The 18,581-nt window shown below is 36.7% G+C and carries 10 protein-coding genes; all 10 read right to left on the bottom strand.

From position 1 onward, the window contains the following. Window positions 1-64: 64 nt before the first annotated feature. On the bottom strand, window positions 65-2,338 hold the full coding sequence (locus tag ACHLI0_RS18850; RefSeq protein WP_490749819.1) for a GH92 family glycosyl hydrolase: 2,274 nt from the start codon (window positions 2,336-2,338) through the stop codon (window positions 65-67). A gap of 37 nt (window positions 2,339-2,375) precedes the next feature. Further along, on the bottom strand, window positions 2,376-4,364 hold the full coding sequence (locus tag ACHLI0_RS18845) for a sialate O-acetylesterase (protein ID WP_413554693.1): 1,989 nt from the start codon (window positions 4,362-4,364) through the stop codon (window positions 2,376-2,378). Between the two features lie 152 nt (window positions 4,365-4,516). Beyond that, window positions 4,517-7,597 carry a SusC/RagA family TonB-linked outer membrane protein gene (locus ACHLI0_RS18840; protein ID WP_490749818.1) on the bottom strand — a complete coding sequence of 1,027 codons (3,081 nt, stop codon included), beginning with the start codon at window positions 7,595-7,597 and terminating at the stop codon, window positions 4,517-4,519. A 4-nt stretch (window positions 7,598-7,601) separates the two neighbouring features. Then, on the bottom strand, window positions 7,602-9,398 hold the full coding sequence (locus tag ACHLI0_RS18835) for a RagB/SusD family nutrient uptake outer membrane protein (RefSeq protein ID WP_055216626.1): 1,797 nt from the start codon (window positions 9,396-9,398) through the stop codon (window positions 7,602-7,604). A gap of 6 nt (window positions 9,399-9,404) precedes the next feature. Then, window positions 9,405-12,539 carry a SusC/RagA family TonB-linked outer membrane protein gene (locus ACHLI0_RS18830; protein ID WP_490749817.1) on the bottom strand — a complete coding sequence of 1,045 codons (3,135 nt, stop codon included), beginning with the start codon at window positions 12,537-12,539 and terminating at the stop codon, window positions 9,405-9,407. Window positions 12,540-12,563: 24 nt separating this feature from the next. Then, window positions 12,564-13,616 carry a DUF4961 domain-containing protein gene (locus ACHLI0_RS18825; protein WP_490749816.1) on the bottom strand — a complete coding sequence of 351 codons (1,053 nt, stop codon included), beginning with the start codon at window positions 13,614-13,616 and terminating at the stop codon, window positions 12,564-12,566. Between the two features lie 17 nt (window positions 13,617-13,633). Then, window positions 13,634-14,086 carry a DUF5004 domain-containing protein gene (locus ACHLI0_RS18820; RefSeq protein ID WP_055216614.1) on the bottom strand — a complete coding sequence of 151 codons (453 nt, stop codon included), beginning with the start codon at window positions 14,084-14,086 and terminating at the stop codon, window positions 13,634-13,636. A gap of 29 nt (window positions 14,087-14,115) precedes the next feature. Then, window positions 14,116-15,972, bottom strand: coding sequence for a RagB/SusD family nutrient uptake outer membrane protein (locus ACHLI0_RS18815; RefSeq protein ID WP_490749815.1), 1,857 nt, complete (start codon window positions 15,970-15,972; stop codon window positions 14,116-14,118). Between the two features lie 217 nt (window positions 15,973-16,189). Next, window positions 16,190-17,521 (bottom strand): DUF5005 domain-containing protein, encoded by a 1,332-nt coding sequence (locus ACHLI0_RS18810; protein ID WP_490749814.1) that lies wholly within the window; start codon window positions 17,519-17,521, stop codon window positions 16,190-16,192. A gap of 26 nt (window positions 17,522-17,547) precedes the next feature. Further along, on the bottom strand, window positions 17,548-18,576 hold the full coding sequence (locus ACHLI0_RS18805) for a BT_3044 domain-containing protein (protein WP_234118402.1): 1,029 nt from the start codon (window positions 18,574-18,576) through the stop codon (window positions 17,548-17,550). Window positions 18,577-18,581: the final 5 nt, after the last annotated feature.

Below are 18,581 nucleotides of genomic sequence, written 5' to 3'. Positions count from 1 at the left end.
ATAGTACCCTGTTTCGTTATTCGGATAAAATCGATCGTATTATTAAACTTTATTCTTTGATTCTTTATTCTTTAGACAAAGAGAAAGGCGCAGCATACTTCGAAGTACATCTTTCTTTATTAGGCTGGCTTCCCATTTCAAATTTCAAGACTCCTCCTTCTGCTATATCATCATAATGGATATAGTTTTTATCTAAAAGTCTGCCATTCAAAGTAGCCGATTGTATATACAAATTTTCTTTGCTATTTTCCGGTGCTTCAATCACAAACTTATTGCCATTTTCCATAGTTATAGTAGCTTTCTTAAATAATGGGCTACCAATCACATATTCATCTGTACCCGGGCAAACTGCATATATACCCAATGAACTCAGAATATACCATGAAGACATACCGCCCTGGTCTTCATCACCCGGATAACCTTTCTCTGTTGAGTTATATAATCTTTCAACAATCTGACGTACCCAATATTGAGTTTTCCATGGCTGACCTGCATAGCAATACAAATAAGGCATGTGTTGAATCGGTTGATTTCCGTGTGCATATTGTCCCATATTAGCCAGCTCCATTTCTTTCATTTCATGAATAACTCCACCATAAGTGCCCGGTTTAATTATGTTAGGAATAGTAAATACAGAATCTATTTTAGTAGTAAACTTCTCATCACTTCCAAACAAATCAATCAAACCTTGTACATCATGGAACACTGACCATGTATAATGCCATGCATTTCCTTCACAGAAAGGTCCACCCCATTCCAGTGGATCGAATGGTTCCTGCCATTTACCATCAACACCCTTTCCACGCATAAATCCGATAGACTTATCAAAGACATTTTTATAGTTGTACATCTGACGGGCAAATACTTCTTGGTAATGTTTATTTCCAACCATTTTAGCAAGTTGATATCCACAGAAATCATCATATGCATATTCCATAGTTTGTGCACTAGAACCCATTGATTCAGGATAAGGAACATATCCTAACTGGAAATATTCTTTCCAGAATCCACGTCCGTTAGCACCACCCCAAGGACCTTTATTCATTGCTTCATGCGCATAAGCCTTCAGCGCTTTTTCAGGATCAAAATCACGAATTCCTTTTGCCCATGCATCTGCCAGCAATGAAATAGAATGATTTCCTAACATTCCTCCTGTTTCACCCGGGGAAGACCATGAAGGCAACCAGCCGCATTGTTCCTGGGCTGCCAAAAGAGCATTCATATAACGTCCCTGCATTGTTGGATGCAAAATATTTGTCAAAGGGAATTGAGAACGGAATGTATCCCAAAATCCATTATCAGTATACATGTAACCATCATAAATCTTACCATTATATGGGCTATAATAATATGGTTCACCATTTTCTTTGCGTTCATAAAATTTGCGAGAGAATAAGTTAGCACGGAAAAGACAAGAGTAGAAAGTCTTCATCTGTTCGTCCGTACATCCTTCAACTACAATTCTATTCAGTACTTCATTCCAAGTCTTCTGACCGCGTGCTTTCGTTACTTCCAGATTCTTATCTTTACCGAGTTCTTTATTTAAAGTTATCAGAGCCTGCTCTGCACTTATGTATGAGGAAGCTGCTTTAGCCTGAACCTTCGAGCCTTTTTTAAATTTAATAAATGCACCATATCCTTTACCTGATCCATCTAATTTCTGTGGAAACACTTCATCCTTTTGGTTTTCCCATACGCCGTAATCTTCGAAAGGTTTATCAAATTGAACAACAAAATAGTTACGGAATGATTTTGAATCGTTCACAAAACGTTGATTATTTACCCAACCGGAGATTTGTCTCTTAGCCGGATCAATTTTGATTTCACTCATATCCGTATATCCATCAAGTACCAAATAAGCATCTCCCGTAGTAGGATAGGAAAAACGTAAATGTACACCACGAGTAGTCGGAGCCATTTCAGTAGTAATGCCATTATCGAATGTTACTTTATAATAATGAGGTTTAGCTATCTCATTATCGTGACTAAACTTGGTAGCACGAGCATCTTGATTTACAACCAGCTCCCCTACCATCGGCATGAAAGAATATACAGCATAATCACTCACCCAAGGACTACATTGATGTGATTGGCTAAAAGCACGAATCTTATCAACAGTATACATATACTTAAATCCATCCCCATTTTTACCTGTTTGCGCAGACCACATATGCATACCATAAGGCATACCTGTAGTAGGATAAGTATTACCGTAGCTCAAACCAAAATTAGAATCGGTACCTTGTAGCGTATTCACATACTGTACCAGATCTTTTAGCTGAGCATTCATCACAGTCGAATACAAAAAGAAGATAATTAAATAAACTAGTTTCTTCATGGTTTATTATTGAATATATTAATTAAATAAAGACTTACTATTTATTGACATAAGTAATACCTTTCCAATCATCAGTACGGAAAGGAGACATTGGCAGATCCGCACCGTTATACATATTGCATATCGGATAATCAGCCCATGCATAACGTACTGCAACCGGGAGGGTAACTTCAGATGAGGAAACAACAACTGTATTTCCTTCGATCACAGCATCTGCCCAATGAAATTTATGGTCTACACCAGCAATGGTAAATCCTTTCGGCATTTCGCCATTCGCCGTCTTCAGACCACCATCAATATAATCAAAGAAGATACGAATTTTATTTCCTTCAATCTTATAAGATTTATATATCGGACCGGAATAAGGAATCTTCTCGCCATAAGTCTGCGCCCGGGCCGCTAATGCCAAGCGTCTACCCACTTCTTGCTTGTTCTTCGGATGAATATCAAACTCCTCACCTATATCAATTGCCACAGCCATACCTGTATTTTGCAAATGTAAAGTCCGAGTTTGAGCTTCTCTCAATTCCGCCCAAGTAGATTCAACAGGAGCTGTTTGTTTCGCTGTAAAACTAGCTAACTGCACCATATAGAAAGGGAAATCATATCCCCAGCGATTTCTCCAATCAGTAATCATCAACGGCATTAAATCACGATACTGAAAAGCCTCTCCCGCATTTGATTCTCCCTGATACCAGATGGCTCCTTTGATAGCATAGGGAATCAGTGGATTAAGCATAGCATTAAATAAGAAAGTAGGAGAATTCGGATTCCATGACATATCAACAGGCATTGGTGCAACCTCTCTCATATCTAAAGAAACCTGATATTTCCAATTACCAGCCAATTGGATAGCCTCTGCATCAGAAAGGTGAAGTGAAATACTTTCAGGACTTCCATTAATACCACCCGTGCCACCAGTATCCATTACACGTACAGCAATCACCGCTTTTCCCTTCTTCACAAGTTCTTTCGGAATCTTATAGCTTCTAGGTGCCATCCATCCTTCTGTATGTCCTATCTGTATACCATTGAAATAAGTAAAATCATTATCATCAATAACACCTAAATTCAAGATCAAATCTTTTCCTGCCCAACCAGCCGGAATATCAATTGTTTTCCTAAACCAAACAAGCCCACTAAATCCTGGTAAATCTTGTTCTTGCATCAAACCTGGAACTTTCATAGATTTCCATGCCACATCGTTAAAATCAGGAGCTGCCCATATAGCCTCCCCATTAACACACCCCTTGTCAATTCTTTCAACTTCAGCTTTCCAAGTCTCAACATCTTCTTCAAACTTTTTCTTGCGTCCTTCCTGAGATGCAGGCAAACCGACCAATGCTTCGAGTCTTTTCTTCATACTCGGTATAGTGGATAGTGCCTCATTACTGGTCCATGTTTCTATAATTGTTCCTCCCCAAGATGTATCAATCAATCCTATTGGCACATTACGGTATTTATTCAAATCACGTCCAAAGAAGTAACCTGCTGCAGAAAAGTCCGCTACACTCTTTGATGTACACACTTGCCAACCATTCTCTTTTACTGTAATATTCTCAACAGGTGTAGGACTCATCGCATTTTCTACCAATAAGAAACGAATATTAGGATAATTATTTGCCTCTTCTTTCTCCTGTTCATAGTTCTTCACCTTACCCCAACCTTCTACCTGCATTTCCATGTTGGATTGTCCGGAACATATCCAAACTTCACCAATCATTACATTAGAAAGCTTCACCTTTTTACCATCAGAAATTGTAATATTATAAGGGCCACCCGCTACTGGGGTAGCAACTTTCGTACTCCACTTCCCTTGTGCATCAGCCTGAATAGTATATTTTTTCTGATCCCATGAGGTCGTAATTTCTATTTTCTTATTAGGCTTAGACTCGCCCCATATAGGGGCTTGCGTTTGTTGCTGTAACACCATATTATCCGAAAATATCGGAAGCAATTTCACTTGTGCAGAGAGTGTAGCACTCCCTAATAGAAAGAATAGAGAGATTACAAAATTCTTATTCATATTAACTACTTTTTTATAGTATACAATTTTTCAATTTACTTTATGACGAACAAATATACAATAACCACTAAACTAACTTCTTAAAAAAGTAAAAGAGAATAATGTTTTTATAGCAAACATTATTCTCTTGTTATCTAAACCCTACTTATTTACTAGAAGCCCAACTGAACTCCAAAGTTTATAACACGCTGATTCATATAAGCATCACCAGCTGTATTGGTCTTAATTTCAGGGTCTTGCTGATATTTATCATAACCGGTAAAAGTCAGTAAGTTATAAGCATTTACATAAAAACGGACATTGTCTAAGAACTTAGGTAATGCTGTCTTGGGAAGTTGATAGCCCAAGTCAACAGTCTTCAAACGAATATACCATGCATTAATCAGCCAAAAATCCGAATTATAAGCAGAAGCACTATTTATTGTACCATCTTGCATTGTCAAACGTGGGAACTCAATACTTTCTCCATTCTCATAACGTTCCTGTGTCCAACGCTTTTGGTGAAGTGGCTGGAACTGACTCTTACCAGACTCAATCCCTGTTCCATTGATAGCAAAACTATAATCAAACGATCCTTGGAATAAAACACTGATACTAAACCCTTTCCAATTTCCTCCAATCGTCCATCCTAATGTTGTAGTAGGCAAGTTCGGTTTGCCAATAGCACGTTTATCAAAATCATTGATAGTACCATCACCATTCAAATCTGCATACTTTAAGTCACCTGCCTGCACAGCAATATCAGGTTTAGCCGGAGCGTCCGCAGCACCAGAATTAATCTTTTCAATATCTTCCGGTGTATAATAGCCAATCCAATGATAGCCAAAAGGCTGCCCAATCTGTCTACCGGTTTCTCTCAACCATTCATATTTCTGTTGAGCCTCAGCTTTATAATCGACTCGATTTTTAGCATAACCAAATACAAAATTGGTATTAAAGTTGAAGTTACCAAAACGGTCTTGATAACCAATCTGTCCATCAAAACCTTTATTGGTAGTTTCTGCTACATTTTCAGGAGACAAGCCGATACCTAATATATCCGGAATATCATTTCTGGTAACTAGCTGATCATAACGTTTATCTATAAACCAGTCGAAAGTCAAGGAGAATTTATCAAACAAATTCATATCTACACCAACATTAAACTTTCTCGCTTTCTCCCACGTTACATTTAAATTTCCTAAATCACCTTCTTTGATACCACTGACACCAAAGTTGTTACCTTCACCAAAAGTATAAGAATCACCTGTTTTATATACTTGCCGATACAGATAACGATCGCCGCTTGCTACATCTGACCCTACAAGACCATAAGAAGTTCTAAACTTCAATAACTGCACATTCCTTCCCAACCAGTCTACATTCTTAAAAAAGTCTTCTTGAGAAATAGCATAACCTATAGCCAATGCTGGAAAGAATCCGAAATTGTTATCCTTACCAAAACGATCGGTCCCATTATATGCCATGTTCAAATCTACCAAGTATTTATTTTTATATTTATAGCCTAGCTGCATCGTATAACCTTCGAAATTATTGGGAACAGCTGCATCCTTTTCATTTGTTGTACTCTGACGATTGTACAAAAACATAACATTTACATCATGTGCATTATTGAAAACATGAGCATATTTCAAAGATGCTTTGATATTCAAATCTTTGATAGCTTTATCTGTACTGTTATATACAAAATACTGCTCATAATCATAGACCCCATTCGGATTGATATTATACAAACCTGTTGTAGAATCGTAATGATAAGTCGGATATCGTGTACGCATCACTGCACGATAATTTTCATCACTACTGGAATATGCCAATTGAAAATCAGCTGCAAGCCCTGGCGTTAAGAAGTCCATCTTCCATGTTGCACCATACAAAATATTATTATCATTACGTCTAGTACGTTTATATCCTTCATTTGCCAACCGTGCGTTCAATGTCGGTTTTCTATCTTGCGTATCATATAAATAAGCAAATGAACCATCCGGATTCAAAAGTGGAGCCGAATAAGGGTGCATCTTAGAGAAATCATAAAGCTCACCTGTTACATTCATATTGTACGGTTCATTAATATCCATGAAGCGTGAAGAAACGTCCAAACGCATATTGAAGTTATCAGTCACATCAAAATCAAGATTAGTGCGATAATTGAAACGACGATAGGAATAATTAGGATTCACACCATCACCAGAATTACCCCCAAAGTCTTTTACCAAGCCATTCTGAGTAAAATATCCCGCAGAAACAAAATATCTCAATTTCTTAGAACCACCTGAGACATCAACATTTATGTTCTCCTGAAATGCCATTTTCTTAAAAATCTCATCATACCAATTGACATCAGGATGCCCATAAGGATCAGTATGATCTCTGAAAGCGATCATATCGTCTTCAGTATACGGGAAATCAGACAAAGTACCATCATTCGTATGTGCTTCCTTTACTAATTGTAAAGATTCGTAAGCGTTCAGAAATTTAGGCGTACGAACTGGGGTTTGCATACCAGTTTCCAAACGTACATTAATTTTCGGTTTACCTTGCTCCCCACGACGAGTCTTTACTACTAATACACCATTAGCACCTTTGATACCATAGATGGCCGTAGTAGAAGCATCCTTCAATATTGATATACTTTCAATTTCGTTGACATTAATTTGAGACAACTGTTCATAAGTATACTGCATGTCATCCACCATAATCAACGGTTTATTACCATCATTATTCAATGAACTGACACCGCGGATAAAGAAGTCTGAAGCATCTTTACCTGGTTGACCAGACTGTTGCTGACTAAAAAAACCCGGCAGCTTTCCTGTCAAAGCATTCTGTACACTACTAGTTGGAACATTACGAATCTCACGTGCCTGTATTCCACTAACTGCACCTGTCAACGTTATACGCTTAGCCTTACCATAACCAACGACAACGACTTCATCCAAATTTGTTTGATCAGGAGCCAATTCTACATTCAGCATTTGCTGACTATTTACTTTAATGCTTTGTTTCTTAAAACCGATATAAGAAAACTCCAATACAGCACCTTTATTTACATTTAATTGGAAATTACCGTCAATATCGGTAATTGTACCCACTGTTGTACCTTGTATTTTTACATTTACCCCCGGCAACAACTCACCGTCGGCTGAAGAGACAATTCCCTTCAAAACGAACGATTGACCGAACGCCGAGATAAAAAGGCTTATACATACTAATATTAATAATAGTCTTTTCATAATATTACCACTTCGGATTTTGAATCATGTTATCATTCTTAACTACCTCATTATATGGGATCGGATATAAATAGCGTTTCACATCAAACGTCGTACTTAGGACATCCACTTCATTGAAACTCGTAGTATTTCCTTTTACCCTAATCTCCAAACCTTCCAAAGGATTCTTAAATATCTCTTCAGCAATTCTCCATCTGCGAATATCCCAATATCGTTGTTCTTCAAATGCCATTTCAATACGCCGTTCGTTTTGAATCACTTCACGCATCTCTGCCTGTGTCATATTTTTCTTAAGTCCATAAGGAGATTCATCATTACCTGCTTCAATACCAGCACGTGCCCGTAATGCAATGATAGCATCGTACACATCCTGAGAAGGAGAAGAAAGATACTCATTCATTGCCTCTGCATAATTCAACAACATCTCTGCATAACGAAACATAACCCAAAGATGTATTTTATTCCCATATTGAGACTCTTCACCGAATTTACCCATAAACTTACACATATAATAACCCGTCTTAGAATATTCAGCAGAGTTAGATGGATTATTAACTCCTCCGATTGAAATATCAAGCGTATTATTCAACCAAGATGACCCATGATGCAGTATTGTATAATCCAAACGCGGATCACGGTTTTCATATGGATTACTCTGATTAAGAGTATATTTACTACCTTGTCCAGCAAACATGCCGTCCTTCATAGGGAAAGCGTCTACCAAATTTTGAGTTGGAAGCGTACGTCCTTTACCTAAATTGTCACCAGAAAATCCTAAAGGCCCATTATTGCTTTCTATAGACTTATCTTCACCCCCCGGACGATAAAAGATGACTTCAGGATTATTAGTCTTATTATAAAAACCTAAAAAGACGTCACGAAAATCCCGATTATCGCCATCAGATGTAGACTGTGTTAAACCATATGCCCCATTACCATTCGGACCGTACTCGTCAATAAATGTCTTGGCAGCTTTAGCCGCATCATTCCAACGCTCTCTATCATAAGAAGCATAGCCTATCAATTCATTACCAATCTCAATAGGACGTTCATTAAATAAAGGACTCGCTGCATATAATAGCACTCGAGACTTTAAAGCTAGGCAAGCCTCACGAGTAGGAGTATGTGCATATTGTTCAAAATCAGGCATTGGATTGGTACGCAAATCATCTTTAATATCATCTAATTCATCACAAATATACTGTACACATTGCTCAAAAGTATTTCTTGGGATCTCCATATCATCACCCAATATATGTACATCATCCCCCATCAAAGGAACACCACCATAGCGTTTCACTAATTCGAAATAGAAATAAGCTCTCAAGAAACGCGCTTCTGCTTTCATTGTAACATTCAATGGTTTTGTTTCTCCCTTTGCGTTCTTATAAGTCAGCATAAAAGGGACAACATCAATATGATTAATCAGAATGTTTGCCTTACGGATTCCTGAATAATACTCTTTCCATCGCATATCCGATTCAACACGTGTACTCGCAGTATACCGTCCCATTGCCAACTTATAAACATCCGGGTCAGAAACATTTATAGATATAGCATCATCAGACGCAGCATCTAAATAATCACTTCCTACACGATTGTGCCCGTTTTGCAACGTAGCATAAATATTATTCATAAACTTTACCGCATTCGTACCAAGAGAATCGGTTTTTGAAAATACAAAATCAATTGATACCAGTTCAACTGGCTCTGGTTCATACCCATCGGTACAGGATACAACTGTAAACAACAATCCAGCTCCGATTAGCGTCAAATATTTATTTCGTATCATAGATATCATAGTATATTAGAATTTAATATTAATACCTGTGCTGATGCAACGTTGTAGCGGATAGTTACCGAAGCTAACTTCGGGGTCAACGAGTTCATTAGCAGCTTTTGTGAATAAGTTTTGTCCACTTACGAAAACTTTCACACGTGCTCCACCTAAATAATTACGACAGAATGAATCAGGTAAGTTATATCCTAAACTAACATTTTTCAACCGAATATAATTACCGGAACGTAACCAAAAAGAAGAGCCCCAACCATTGCCTTGATTATACTTATTACCACCAGCACTCAACCTCGGGAAAGTTGCAGTAGCAGCAGTTTCTGGAGTCCATCGATCCAGCATATTCTCATATGCCTGTCCATAAACTTGTCCTTGAGTTTGAAAACCTTCCAATAAATTCCAATCACTCATTAAAACATCTTTATTGTACACTCCTTGCCAAAACATTGAGAATTCTAATCCACGCCATTCGAAACCTAAATCAATACCGAAATAAGAGAGTGGTTTATCGCCACCAATCATTACCTTATCAAAGTCATTGATAACTCCATCGTTATTCTGATCTTTGTACTTGATATCACCAGGCTGAATATTGTTAAATCCTTCAATTACAGGACTCTTTATAATTTCGTCTTGAGAAGTGAAAAAACCTTCTGCTACCAAACCGAAGATTGCCCCTTTGGGTTTACCTGTAGTACGCAGATATTCATAAGGCACTTTTTGTTCATCTTTATATAACACTTTACTTTGCTCACAACTCCAGTTAGCAGATGCATAATAATTAAAATCGCCAACGTGATCTTGATAGGTAATTGAGAATTCGCCTCCATACCAACGTTCTTTAGCAATATTTTCATCCGGATAATTCTGCCCAATTAGTTCGATACTTTTTCCACGAGCCTGCAACAAGTCATAATATTTATCATTAAAATAATCAGCAGTTACCTGTAATTTATTGTTAAACAAAGCTATATCTACACCAATATTCAGTTTATTGCCTTTTTCCCACGTTTGATATAAATTCGCCAGTTTATCTTTTTCTGTAAAACTTCCTGAACTTTGTCCTAAATTAGTCCCCAACCGATAATCATCACCTCCTGAGGAATAAGTCTGATAATACGTATAATATCCAGCATTGTTCATACCATTACCTGTCTTACCATATACACCGCGTATCTTTAGTTGATTCAGCCACTCACAGTTTTCCATAAAATTCTCTTTGCTGATATCCCATCCTAAACCGAAAGCATAAAAGGTTCCCCACCTTCTGCCTGGAGCATAACGATTGTAATAACTTTTACTTAATGCTACCTGTGCAAAATATCGCCCCGCATAATCATAAGAGACATCACCTATAATATTTGATGGATATTCAGGAAGATCCCAGTTAGTAAGAGTATTTCGCGTATCTCCTAGAACACTGGCCTTAAATTTGTGCTTACCAAATTGACGTTCATAATCAACAGCAAGTTGACCATACATCTGCCGATAGGTAGACACAGAACTAAATGAATTTGATTGCGTTTTCTTTTCTCCATACCGAGTATAAACGTCATTGCCATCCTTATCAATAGTATAATCAAAAACTTCGGAAGTTTTTGTTCGTTTCGTAGTCGAACGATTCTGAGAAGTTACACTACCTACCATACGAACAGACAAGCCTTTAACTAACTTACCAAAATCATAACGCAAATTAATAGCTCCCAATACATCCCGAGCCCCATCTGTTATATAGCCAGAGTTAATAGTCTGCGATAACAAATTATTATTGAACGACTGACTACCTCCCCATGATCCATCTGGATTTGTCACAGGATATGCATTACTTGGAGTAGAATAAATTGAACTGAGAATATCATCATACCCATTTCCAGTCCCTCCTGGTTGAGTACCTTCTTCTATACGTCCCATCAAAGTAACTTTTGCAGTCAAATCATCAGTAATATTGATGTTCACTTTAGAAGAAATCATATAACGATCAAATGTCATATTTGTATCGTGAGCATCTCCACCTGGATTTTTAAATAATCCATTTTCACCTACATAGCCTACACTAATAAAATATTGTGCGTACTTGTTACCACCTGTAGCATTCAAATTATAAGACTGAGTAGTCGAATTTTTGTTCATCAGTTCATCACACCAGTTCACACTTGGATGTGTATACGGACTGGAATGATCACGAAACTTAATAAAGTCATCATAAGAATAAAAGGGATTTTTACCATCATTCAGCAACGCCTCATTCAATAAATAAGCATATTGAGAAGTAGACAGCGGATTTAGTTTTTTCACAGAACTCTGCACACCAAACCGTCCAGTAAATGATAACTGAAATCCCTGTTTGATAGGATCTTTAGTAGTAATTACTAATGCACCACGGGAACTGCGCATCCCCAAAAACATAGATGACAAAGCATCCTTCTGAATTGATACCGATTCAATAGCATCAGGATCGATAGAATATAATTCTCTTTGCACACCATCCACTACCACCACCGGTGCATTGTGGCGTGATAGAACATTAAATTCCGTATTATCACTATATGCCTCTTTACCCAATGTAGGGCTATTAAAGTTAAAGATGGTTCCAGAAGAACTGGATTCAATTTGACTCTTACGTGCACCACGAGTACGTACAATATCTAGTCCTGGTAAACGCCCTTGTAATGAAGGAAGAATAGTAGTTCCCATCAATGAACTAACCTGATCTGTATAAACCGTAGCAGCTGAACCTAAATAGCTTGCTTTATCTTTCGTATCATAAGGTCCATTTATTACTTCTGGAAATTTCACGAACTCTTCTATCAACGTTACTTTAAAAATACGTTCCAGACTTCTTAGCTTGTTCACCTTAATTTCCTTATGTAAAAAACCTGGATGAGAAAAACGAAGCATATCGCCCTTCTTATACTGAAATTCAAAAGTACCATCATCACCTGTCACAGTCTTAAAATCAGTATTCTTCATCGTGATTACAACACCCGAGACAGGATTGCCATATTGATCGATTACCTTACCTGTAATATTAGCCGTTCCTCCTGCTTCTTGAGCCACCGCATTCAAATGTCCCAAGCCAAGTAGTAGCCACATTACAAACCATGTGAAACAGTACCGACTATTTCTTTTATTCAAAATATTACGCATATAATCTTTTTTTAAGGTTAAACTCTATTCACATTGAAATTCGAATACGAAAGGCTCTTTTATTCCTTCTTCTACCTCTTCTCCTTCATTATCTCTACTGTCATCTGACTGGGAAATAGATACTATTCCATCTTCATTTGTGAAAATATACTCTATACGAGAAATTGTTTCACCGGCCGGAATATTAAAAAATCCACCAGGCCAAAGAGTTACATTATATCTTGGCAATTTCGTTTCTCTTTTCATCAGTGTTTTCGCACTCTTTTCATTGACTGTATATATCTTTCCTTCTATCGTATAAGCAGTAGCTTCTATATACACATTCTCAGCTTTTATCAATTCATTGGTATTAATATCCCCTTGAAAAGTGAATGTTACATAATCATCTTGTAAAGCAGACAAAGGTTCAATTTGATAATAGTGCGTAGAACAAAAATCAATCACAGTACCTGATCCTTCTACCACTTCAAAGCAATCATCAGCATCCTTAACAGAATAATGAGCCTCGTCTCCTCCAATCCCATCACTAGAGTGATTGATAAAAAAACTTGGTCGGAATTTTAAGTTGCTTTTTCCTGAATTACACTTAATTGTTACTGTATAATGTATTGTTCCATTTACACTAGGATAGTTATCCGATTTAAATGCAATCCATTCCATATCGTTCAAGACATTGCCTCGTACACCATATTTTTTTTTCAATGCCGCTGACCAACTCATACCTTTATAATTTGCAGGCTGTTCAGTATCTGGAATTACTGTCATTTTGTGATCCACTTCCGTTTCATACCTATCTTCTCTGTATGTCACAGTTGCATTCTGACGTACATTCCAACTTCTTGGAGCCAAGAAGCCAACAATAAACGTTTCATTGCTTGCATCACCATCGATGTTTATTTCTCCACTAAACGTAAAAGTTGCAATTTCACCAGCCTTAATATAGGTAACCATCTCTCCGGCCTCGTTCTCTTGTTTAACATTTACCTCCTTAATCAAAAAGGAACATCCAAAGACTATTAAGGAAAGTACCAACAAAAAAGAGATTTTTATTCTATGTTTTTTTAAATAATATTTCATAAGCTTTTCTTTTTAAATCATTCTTCTATTTTTTCAAAAGAATAAACATAAGAGTTGCTCGAGCATCCCGGACTAATTGTAAGGGTTATATGGCGTTTCCCTTGTACAATCGGGTAAGTGATTTCAGTTATAGCTTCTCTTTCAGCACCTTCCTCCTGAAAAGTTAAGAAAAAAGGATATGTCAAATTATCAATTCTCCATGTACCATTTTTCTTTACTAAAAAAGGGAGATAGTTTTCAATATTATATGTATTATCTTTATTCATAATCAGACGAAACTGACTAAAGTCCATCACTTCAGATATATCCGTTCCATTGCGTACAACAGTTTTTAATTGCCACTTCCCATCTAACTGCTTTGGTACTTCCATATAAGAATCAGGAGCTATTTCATCTTTAAATGTATTGCAAGCACTCACAATACCTAATAAGACGAAAAGTAAAACCGTAGTTTGTATTTTAAATCTCATATTTCTTATTTTTAATATAACAATCATTCCTATTCATAATAAGGATTCTGCAACAAATCCGGTGATTTCACAGTCTCTTTATAAGGTATTGGATAAAAATACATCGCTTTACGGAAGGTATGCTGACGAGTATCAATGATTCTTCCTGTCTTCCGCTCACCATTTCTTGTGATTTCAAAACCATGCATCATCCTATTATCTGTATCTTCAGCAATCATCCAACGACGTACATCAAAGAAACGATGTCCTTCAAACGCTAAATCCAACCGACGTTCCAACCGAATAGCTTCTGTCATATCAGCCTGACTCATATTATTTTCAATTCCATATGTTCCATCCTCGCCAGGCTCTATGCCAGCACACTCACGTATCTTTCTCAATACAATATATGGGCTAATTTCTTGATCTCCTAGTACATCTTTATGATCAGGTCCATAATATTCATTAGCAGCTTCTGCATAATTCAGCAAAATTTCAGTATAACGCATCAATGGTCGTGCTTGTGAACCTCCATAAAGCATTTGATTTGCCATTGAACCAAATTTCAAGAATTTATGTGTATAATACCCTGTCGGAGTCCCTCGATAGATAGCGTCCTGTTGTGTTCCCACAGATATATTAATTTCAGTATCCTGCATATTACTCTTCATTATGCATCCATCATAAGTAACAGTGAACATGAAACGAGGATCACGTTTGTTAGCAGGATTCGTAGGGTCATAATCTGGACTATCCTTAGTCGATGTGCCATCTGCCATTGGGAAAAGTTCAGCCAAATCATGATAAACATACCCTCCAATACCATTTCCTCCTGTACTAGGAGGAGCAAACCATCGGTTTGTATCTATACTAGCTCCTGCTTTCTTTTCAAAGATTGTACCGCAATAAACCTCCGTTCCCACTTTTCCATAATAATCAGCAGGTAACAACTGTGCATAATATCCCCATCCCGGATAAGCCTCATTATTCTCATCTTCATTACGAATGTACAAATCATACTGCTTCATCTTTATCACATCAAGGGCAGCATCTACAGCAATTTTCCAACGCTCCTTATCATAAGTAGGATACCCTAACAATTCTTTTGGAAAATCAGCAGGCGCAAAATCACTACCGTTGAATAATTTGCTAGCAGCATACAAACGTACACGTGAAATTAAGGCTTTACAAGCTCCTCGGGTTACACGTCCAAATTTGTTTCCACTTCTTTCAACTGGCAATATTTCTGCAGCTTTATTAGCTTCATCCACAATATACTCAACGCAATCCGCATAAGAGTTACGCTCCTTGATTGCTTCTTCTACAGTTTCATAAACATCATCACCAATTAAAGCCACACCACCATAATGTCTTAATAGCATTGCATAATACCAAGCACGCAAAAAGCGTGCTTCTGCTTTATACTCTTCCTTTGCCACTTCAGCCATTCGGGATCCATCTGCATATTTAAAAAACACATTTACTCGACGAATATTTCGATATGCAATTCTCCAAACATCGTCCTCAGAAATAGTAACAGGATTGACTGTTCCAGTAGCGAACATTACATCTGTCGTAAGCCCGGTACTAGCTTTATACGCAGCTTCATCACAACTAGTCTGCAATCCTCCATGATCATTATACTGATCTTTATACCGATTATGTTGGATATCAAAACCAATATCCACATAAATCTGGTTTAAGAAATCTGCCGTATAAGTACTATCAGCGAATACGGTTGCCTGATCTAAGTCCGTGGTTTCTGTCTCACCCAAAAAATCATCTGAGCAAGACGAAAAAAGCCACGCACCTACAATAGGTAGGAATAAATAAAATAAGCTTTTCATATACATAGAAATAGCGGTTAATAAATTTAGTTGATAAACTCTAAAAACGGTAATATTCATTATTATTAGTTCTTTTTAATATGTGTACTATTTTATTGTTATTTATCTAATGACGATTTAAAAATAATATACCACTAAAACAATTACATGTTTTTTATTAATAAATTTACTTGTATGCAGGAAAGCTCAGAACATATTAAAAAAGAAAGTCATTTCTCCCTTTTATGAAGAAATGACTTTCTAAATCAATTTACCAAGATGAATCCGTCAGTATCTATCAATCATCTTCATCATATATACTTTCCCAATTGAAAACACGATAAAAATAAGGACGGCAAAAGTCAGCACTACCCGGAAAATCAAAATTATCTCCAGCAGTATCAGCATCAGTATTAGTAGAAAATACTAATTCACCTTCTCGTGCAAGTTCTAGATGCAAATTTACTCTAAGCAAATTTTTATAATACTGATTACCTATCTTATCCACAGCATAAGGGACATTAAACAAATTTTTTTGATCTGTAAAAGGTCCATAAGGCGTCTCGCCACGATATAAATAAACAGAATGACCATAAGATACGGCTTGTCCTATCATATAGTAGTAATCTCCTTTTTTAAAGATCTGTGGCATACTACATACATAATTATTTTCCATTATAGTAGAGCGAGTTCTCTCCTCTTTCGTCGGATACATCTTTTGCCACATAAAGTTACCACTTAAATCACGTATGTAATACTCCCACTCAGAAGTTAAATCATGAGTAGTGGTGCGAGCAACTAATGGTCTGTTATTCTCTGTTACATAAAGATAAATATGTCCATCTTCATCTTTCCATATAGTAGAACCATAGCCAACATCATCTGTATTGAATTCTTCGTTTTTACTAATTCTTTTAAGATAAGTACTATTACCCGGCTGTCCTTCCAAACTGTAAACAGCTAAACAGGTACCAGTTCGAGTCATTTTACCTTCATGATTATCCATTTCCCCCCACAACATTTGAAGTTCTTTAACTCCATTATTATCAAATATCGTAGCACCACCTATCTGATAGAAATGCTCTTCATCTGTTTCTTCCATAATAGTCTCATCTGGAGCTATGTGTGTATACGCCTGATAATAACCTTCTCCATCAGGATCATTAGTTTGTATATAATCAACTAACCATCTTAGATCATCATCCGTTTCTCCAAGACTACCACCAACAGTCGTTTGGACCATAATACTATTATGTGGGAAATTACAATTACCTCTTGCTCTTGTTTCAGCATCTACAACTCCAAAATAGCTATCATTAAAAGCCCATAGAACATTTCCATCAGACAATGATGTAGATTGCACACCAATTCCACCATTCCATCCTAATGTGCGAGTAAATAGCTTATCATACTTTTTGTCTTTATAAACAAAAACCTCACCACTATGCTGACCTACATTAGGAATTAGCTGTAATTCCCATGCCGAATCTATATTTGGAGGAGTAGTCGTTACATCACTATCCACTATTTCTTCATATGCAGTTTGCGCTGCGTCATAATCGTTGCATGCAACTAACGCCACTGCAACGAAAGTTACATATAGAAGACTATATATATTTCTTGTTTTCATAAGATTTATCATTTATTATCAGCCACTCAATTATTTTCGTTAGCAATAGCCACTGGAGACATCACCTCTTTCATTTCATACCAATCATTCGAGTTATAATTATAACGATAATTCAACGTAAACTCTTTCTTCTCTGGATTATAATATGATGGGGTATCCTCAATATTTAACACTGTAATTCCACCATTTACATTATACCATTTATCTAATGTCACTTTTTGACATTGGATATATTCTCCAGTTGGCAATCCATTACTCCCGATAACAGGAACATCAATCATCTCCTCAGGATGGACCGTAACAACAATCCCTTGTTTACGGAGTTCTTTTCTATCCGATGTAAGTGTAGATCCCGTTAAAATACGAATACCATATTCCGTAACTGGAGCAACCAACTTAGTGGCATTTATTGGTTTATAATCTGGAGCATTATTCTTTTTGTCCAAAGGTTCCCAAGTATCTTTAGCTACTCTCAATCTTGTTCCATTCATAGTATAATAGCTTTTCTCCTTAGTCGTTGCATAATCATTTTTCATAAGTATCTGCATCAATACATTCCTCCTTGCAGAAGAAATCATATAGTCAGAAACAGAAGCTATTCTTAAAGGAAGAAAGTAATTATCTTCAGGTTCTAGCCCATCAATATTTACTTTAATTGGAAATAAAGAATAAGATGAATTTGCATTTGGATATAATTTTATACTCCAATCATCTACTTTATAATGAGTATCTGGTAACTCCAGGACATAGTTTTTGTAATTATCCCCATATCTCTTTTGATTATAGTCCGATAATACAGTTTCATTCCTTTCCAGTTCTACCATCACTTCTTTTTCAATTGGAGTTGTACCACTTGCATAAACAGAAAGGTATCCTATTTCCTCCCCGCCGAAAGCAAATTCTCGTTGGAAAATATTATCTTCTCCACTAACAATATAAATTTCCTTACGATACTGTTCATCCTGATAAAACTCTTGCTCGCAGGATGTGAGAACAGCAGTAGCTGTCACACCTACCATAAGCATCAATTTATTTGTAAAATTTCTATATTTCATAGTTT

The sequence above is a fragment of the Bacteroides sp. RCH18 genome (assembly GCF_058231005.1).
Note: the sequence above shows the minus strand (reverse complement) of the source record. Positions and strands in the feature narration are given on the sequence as shown.

What these genes read in the sequence shown, in the direction of transcription:
- ACHLI0_RS18810 (WP_490749814.1), bottom strand. Translation starts at nt 17,521, where the DNA reads ATGAAAACAAGAAATATATATAGTCTTCTATATGTAACTTTCGTTGCA.
- ACHLI0_RS18830 (WP_490749817.1), bottom strand. Translation starts at nt 12,539, where the DNA reads ATGCGTAATATTTTGAATAAAAGAAATAGTCGGTACTGTTTCACATGG.
- ACHLI0_RS18850 (WP_490749819.1), bottom strand. Translation starts at nt 2,338, where the DNA reads ATGAAGAAACTAGTTTATTTAATTATCTTCTTTTTGTATTCGACTGTG.
- ACHLI0_RS18825 (WP_490749816.1), bottom strand. Translation starts at nt 13,616, where the DNA reads ATGAAATATTATTTAAAAAAACATAGAATAAAAATCTCTTTTTTGTTG.
- ACHLI0_RS18815 (WP_490749815.1), bottom strand. Translation starts at nt 15,972, where the DNA reads ATGAATATTACCGTTTTTAGAGTTTATCAACTAAATTTATTAACCGCT.
- ACHLI0_RS18840 (WP_490749818.1), bottom strand. Translation starts at nt 7,597, where the DNA reads ATGAAAAGACTATTATTAATATTAGTATGTATAAGCCTTTTTATCTCG.
- ACHLI0_RS18820 (WP_055216614.1), bottom strand. Translation starts at nt 14,086, where the DNA reads ATGAGATTTAAAATACAAACTACGGTTTTACTTTTCGTCTTATTAGGT.
- ACHLI0_RS18805 (WP_234118402.1), bottom strand. Translation starts at nt 18,576, where the DNA reads ATGAAATATAGAAATTTTACAAATAAATTGATGCTTATGGTAGGTGTG.
- ACHLI0_RS18845 (WP_413554693.1), bottom strand. Translation starts at nt 4,364, where the DNA reads ATGAATAAGAATTTTGTAATCTCTCTATTCTTTCTATTAGGGAGTGCT.
- ACHLI0_RS18835 (WP_055216626.1), bottom strand. Translation starts at nt 9,398, where the DNA reads ATGATATCTATGATACGAAATAAATATTTGACGCTAATCGGAGCTGGA.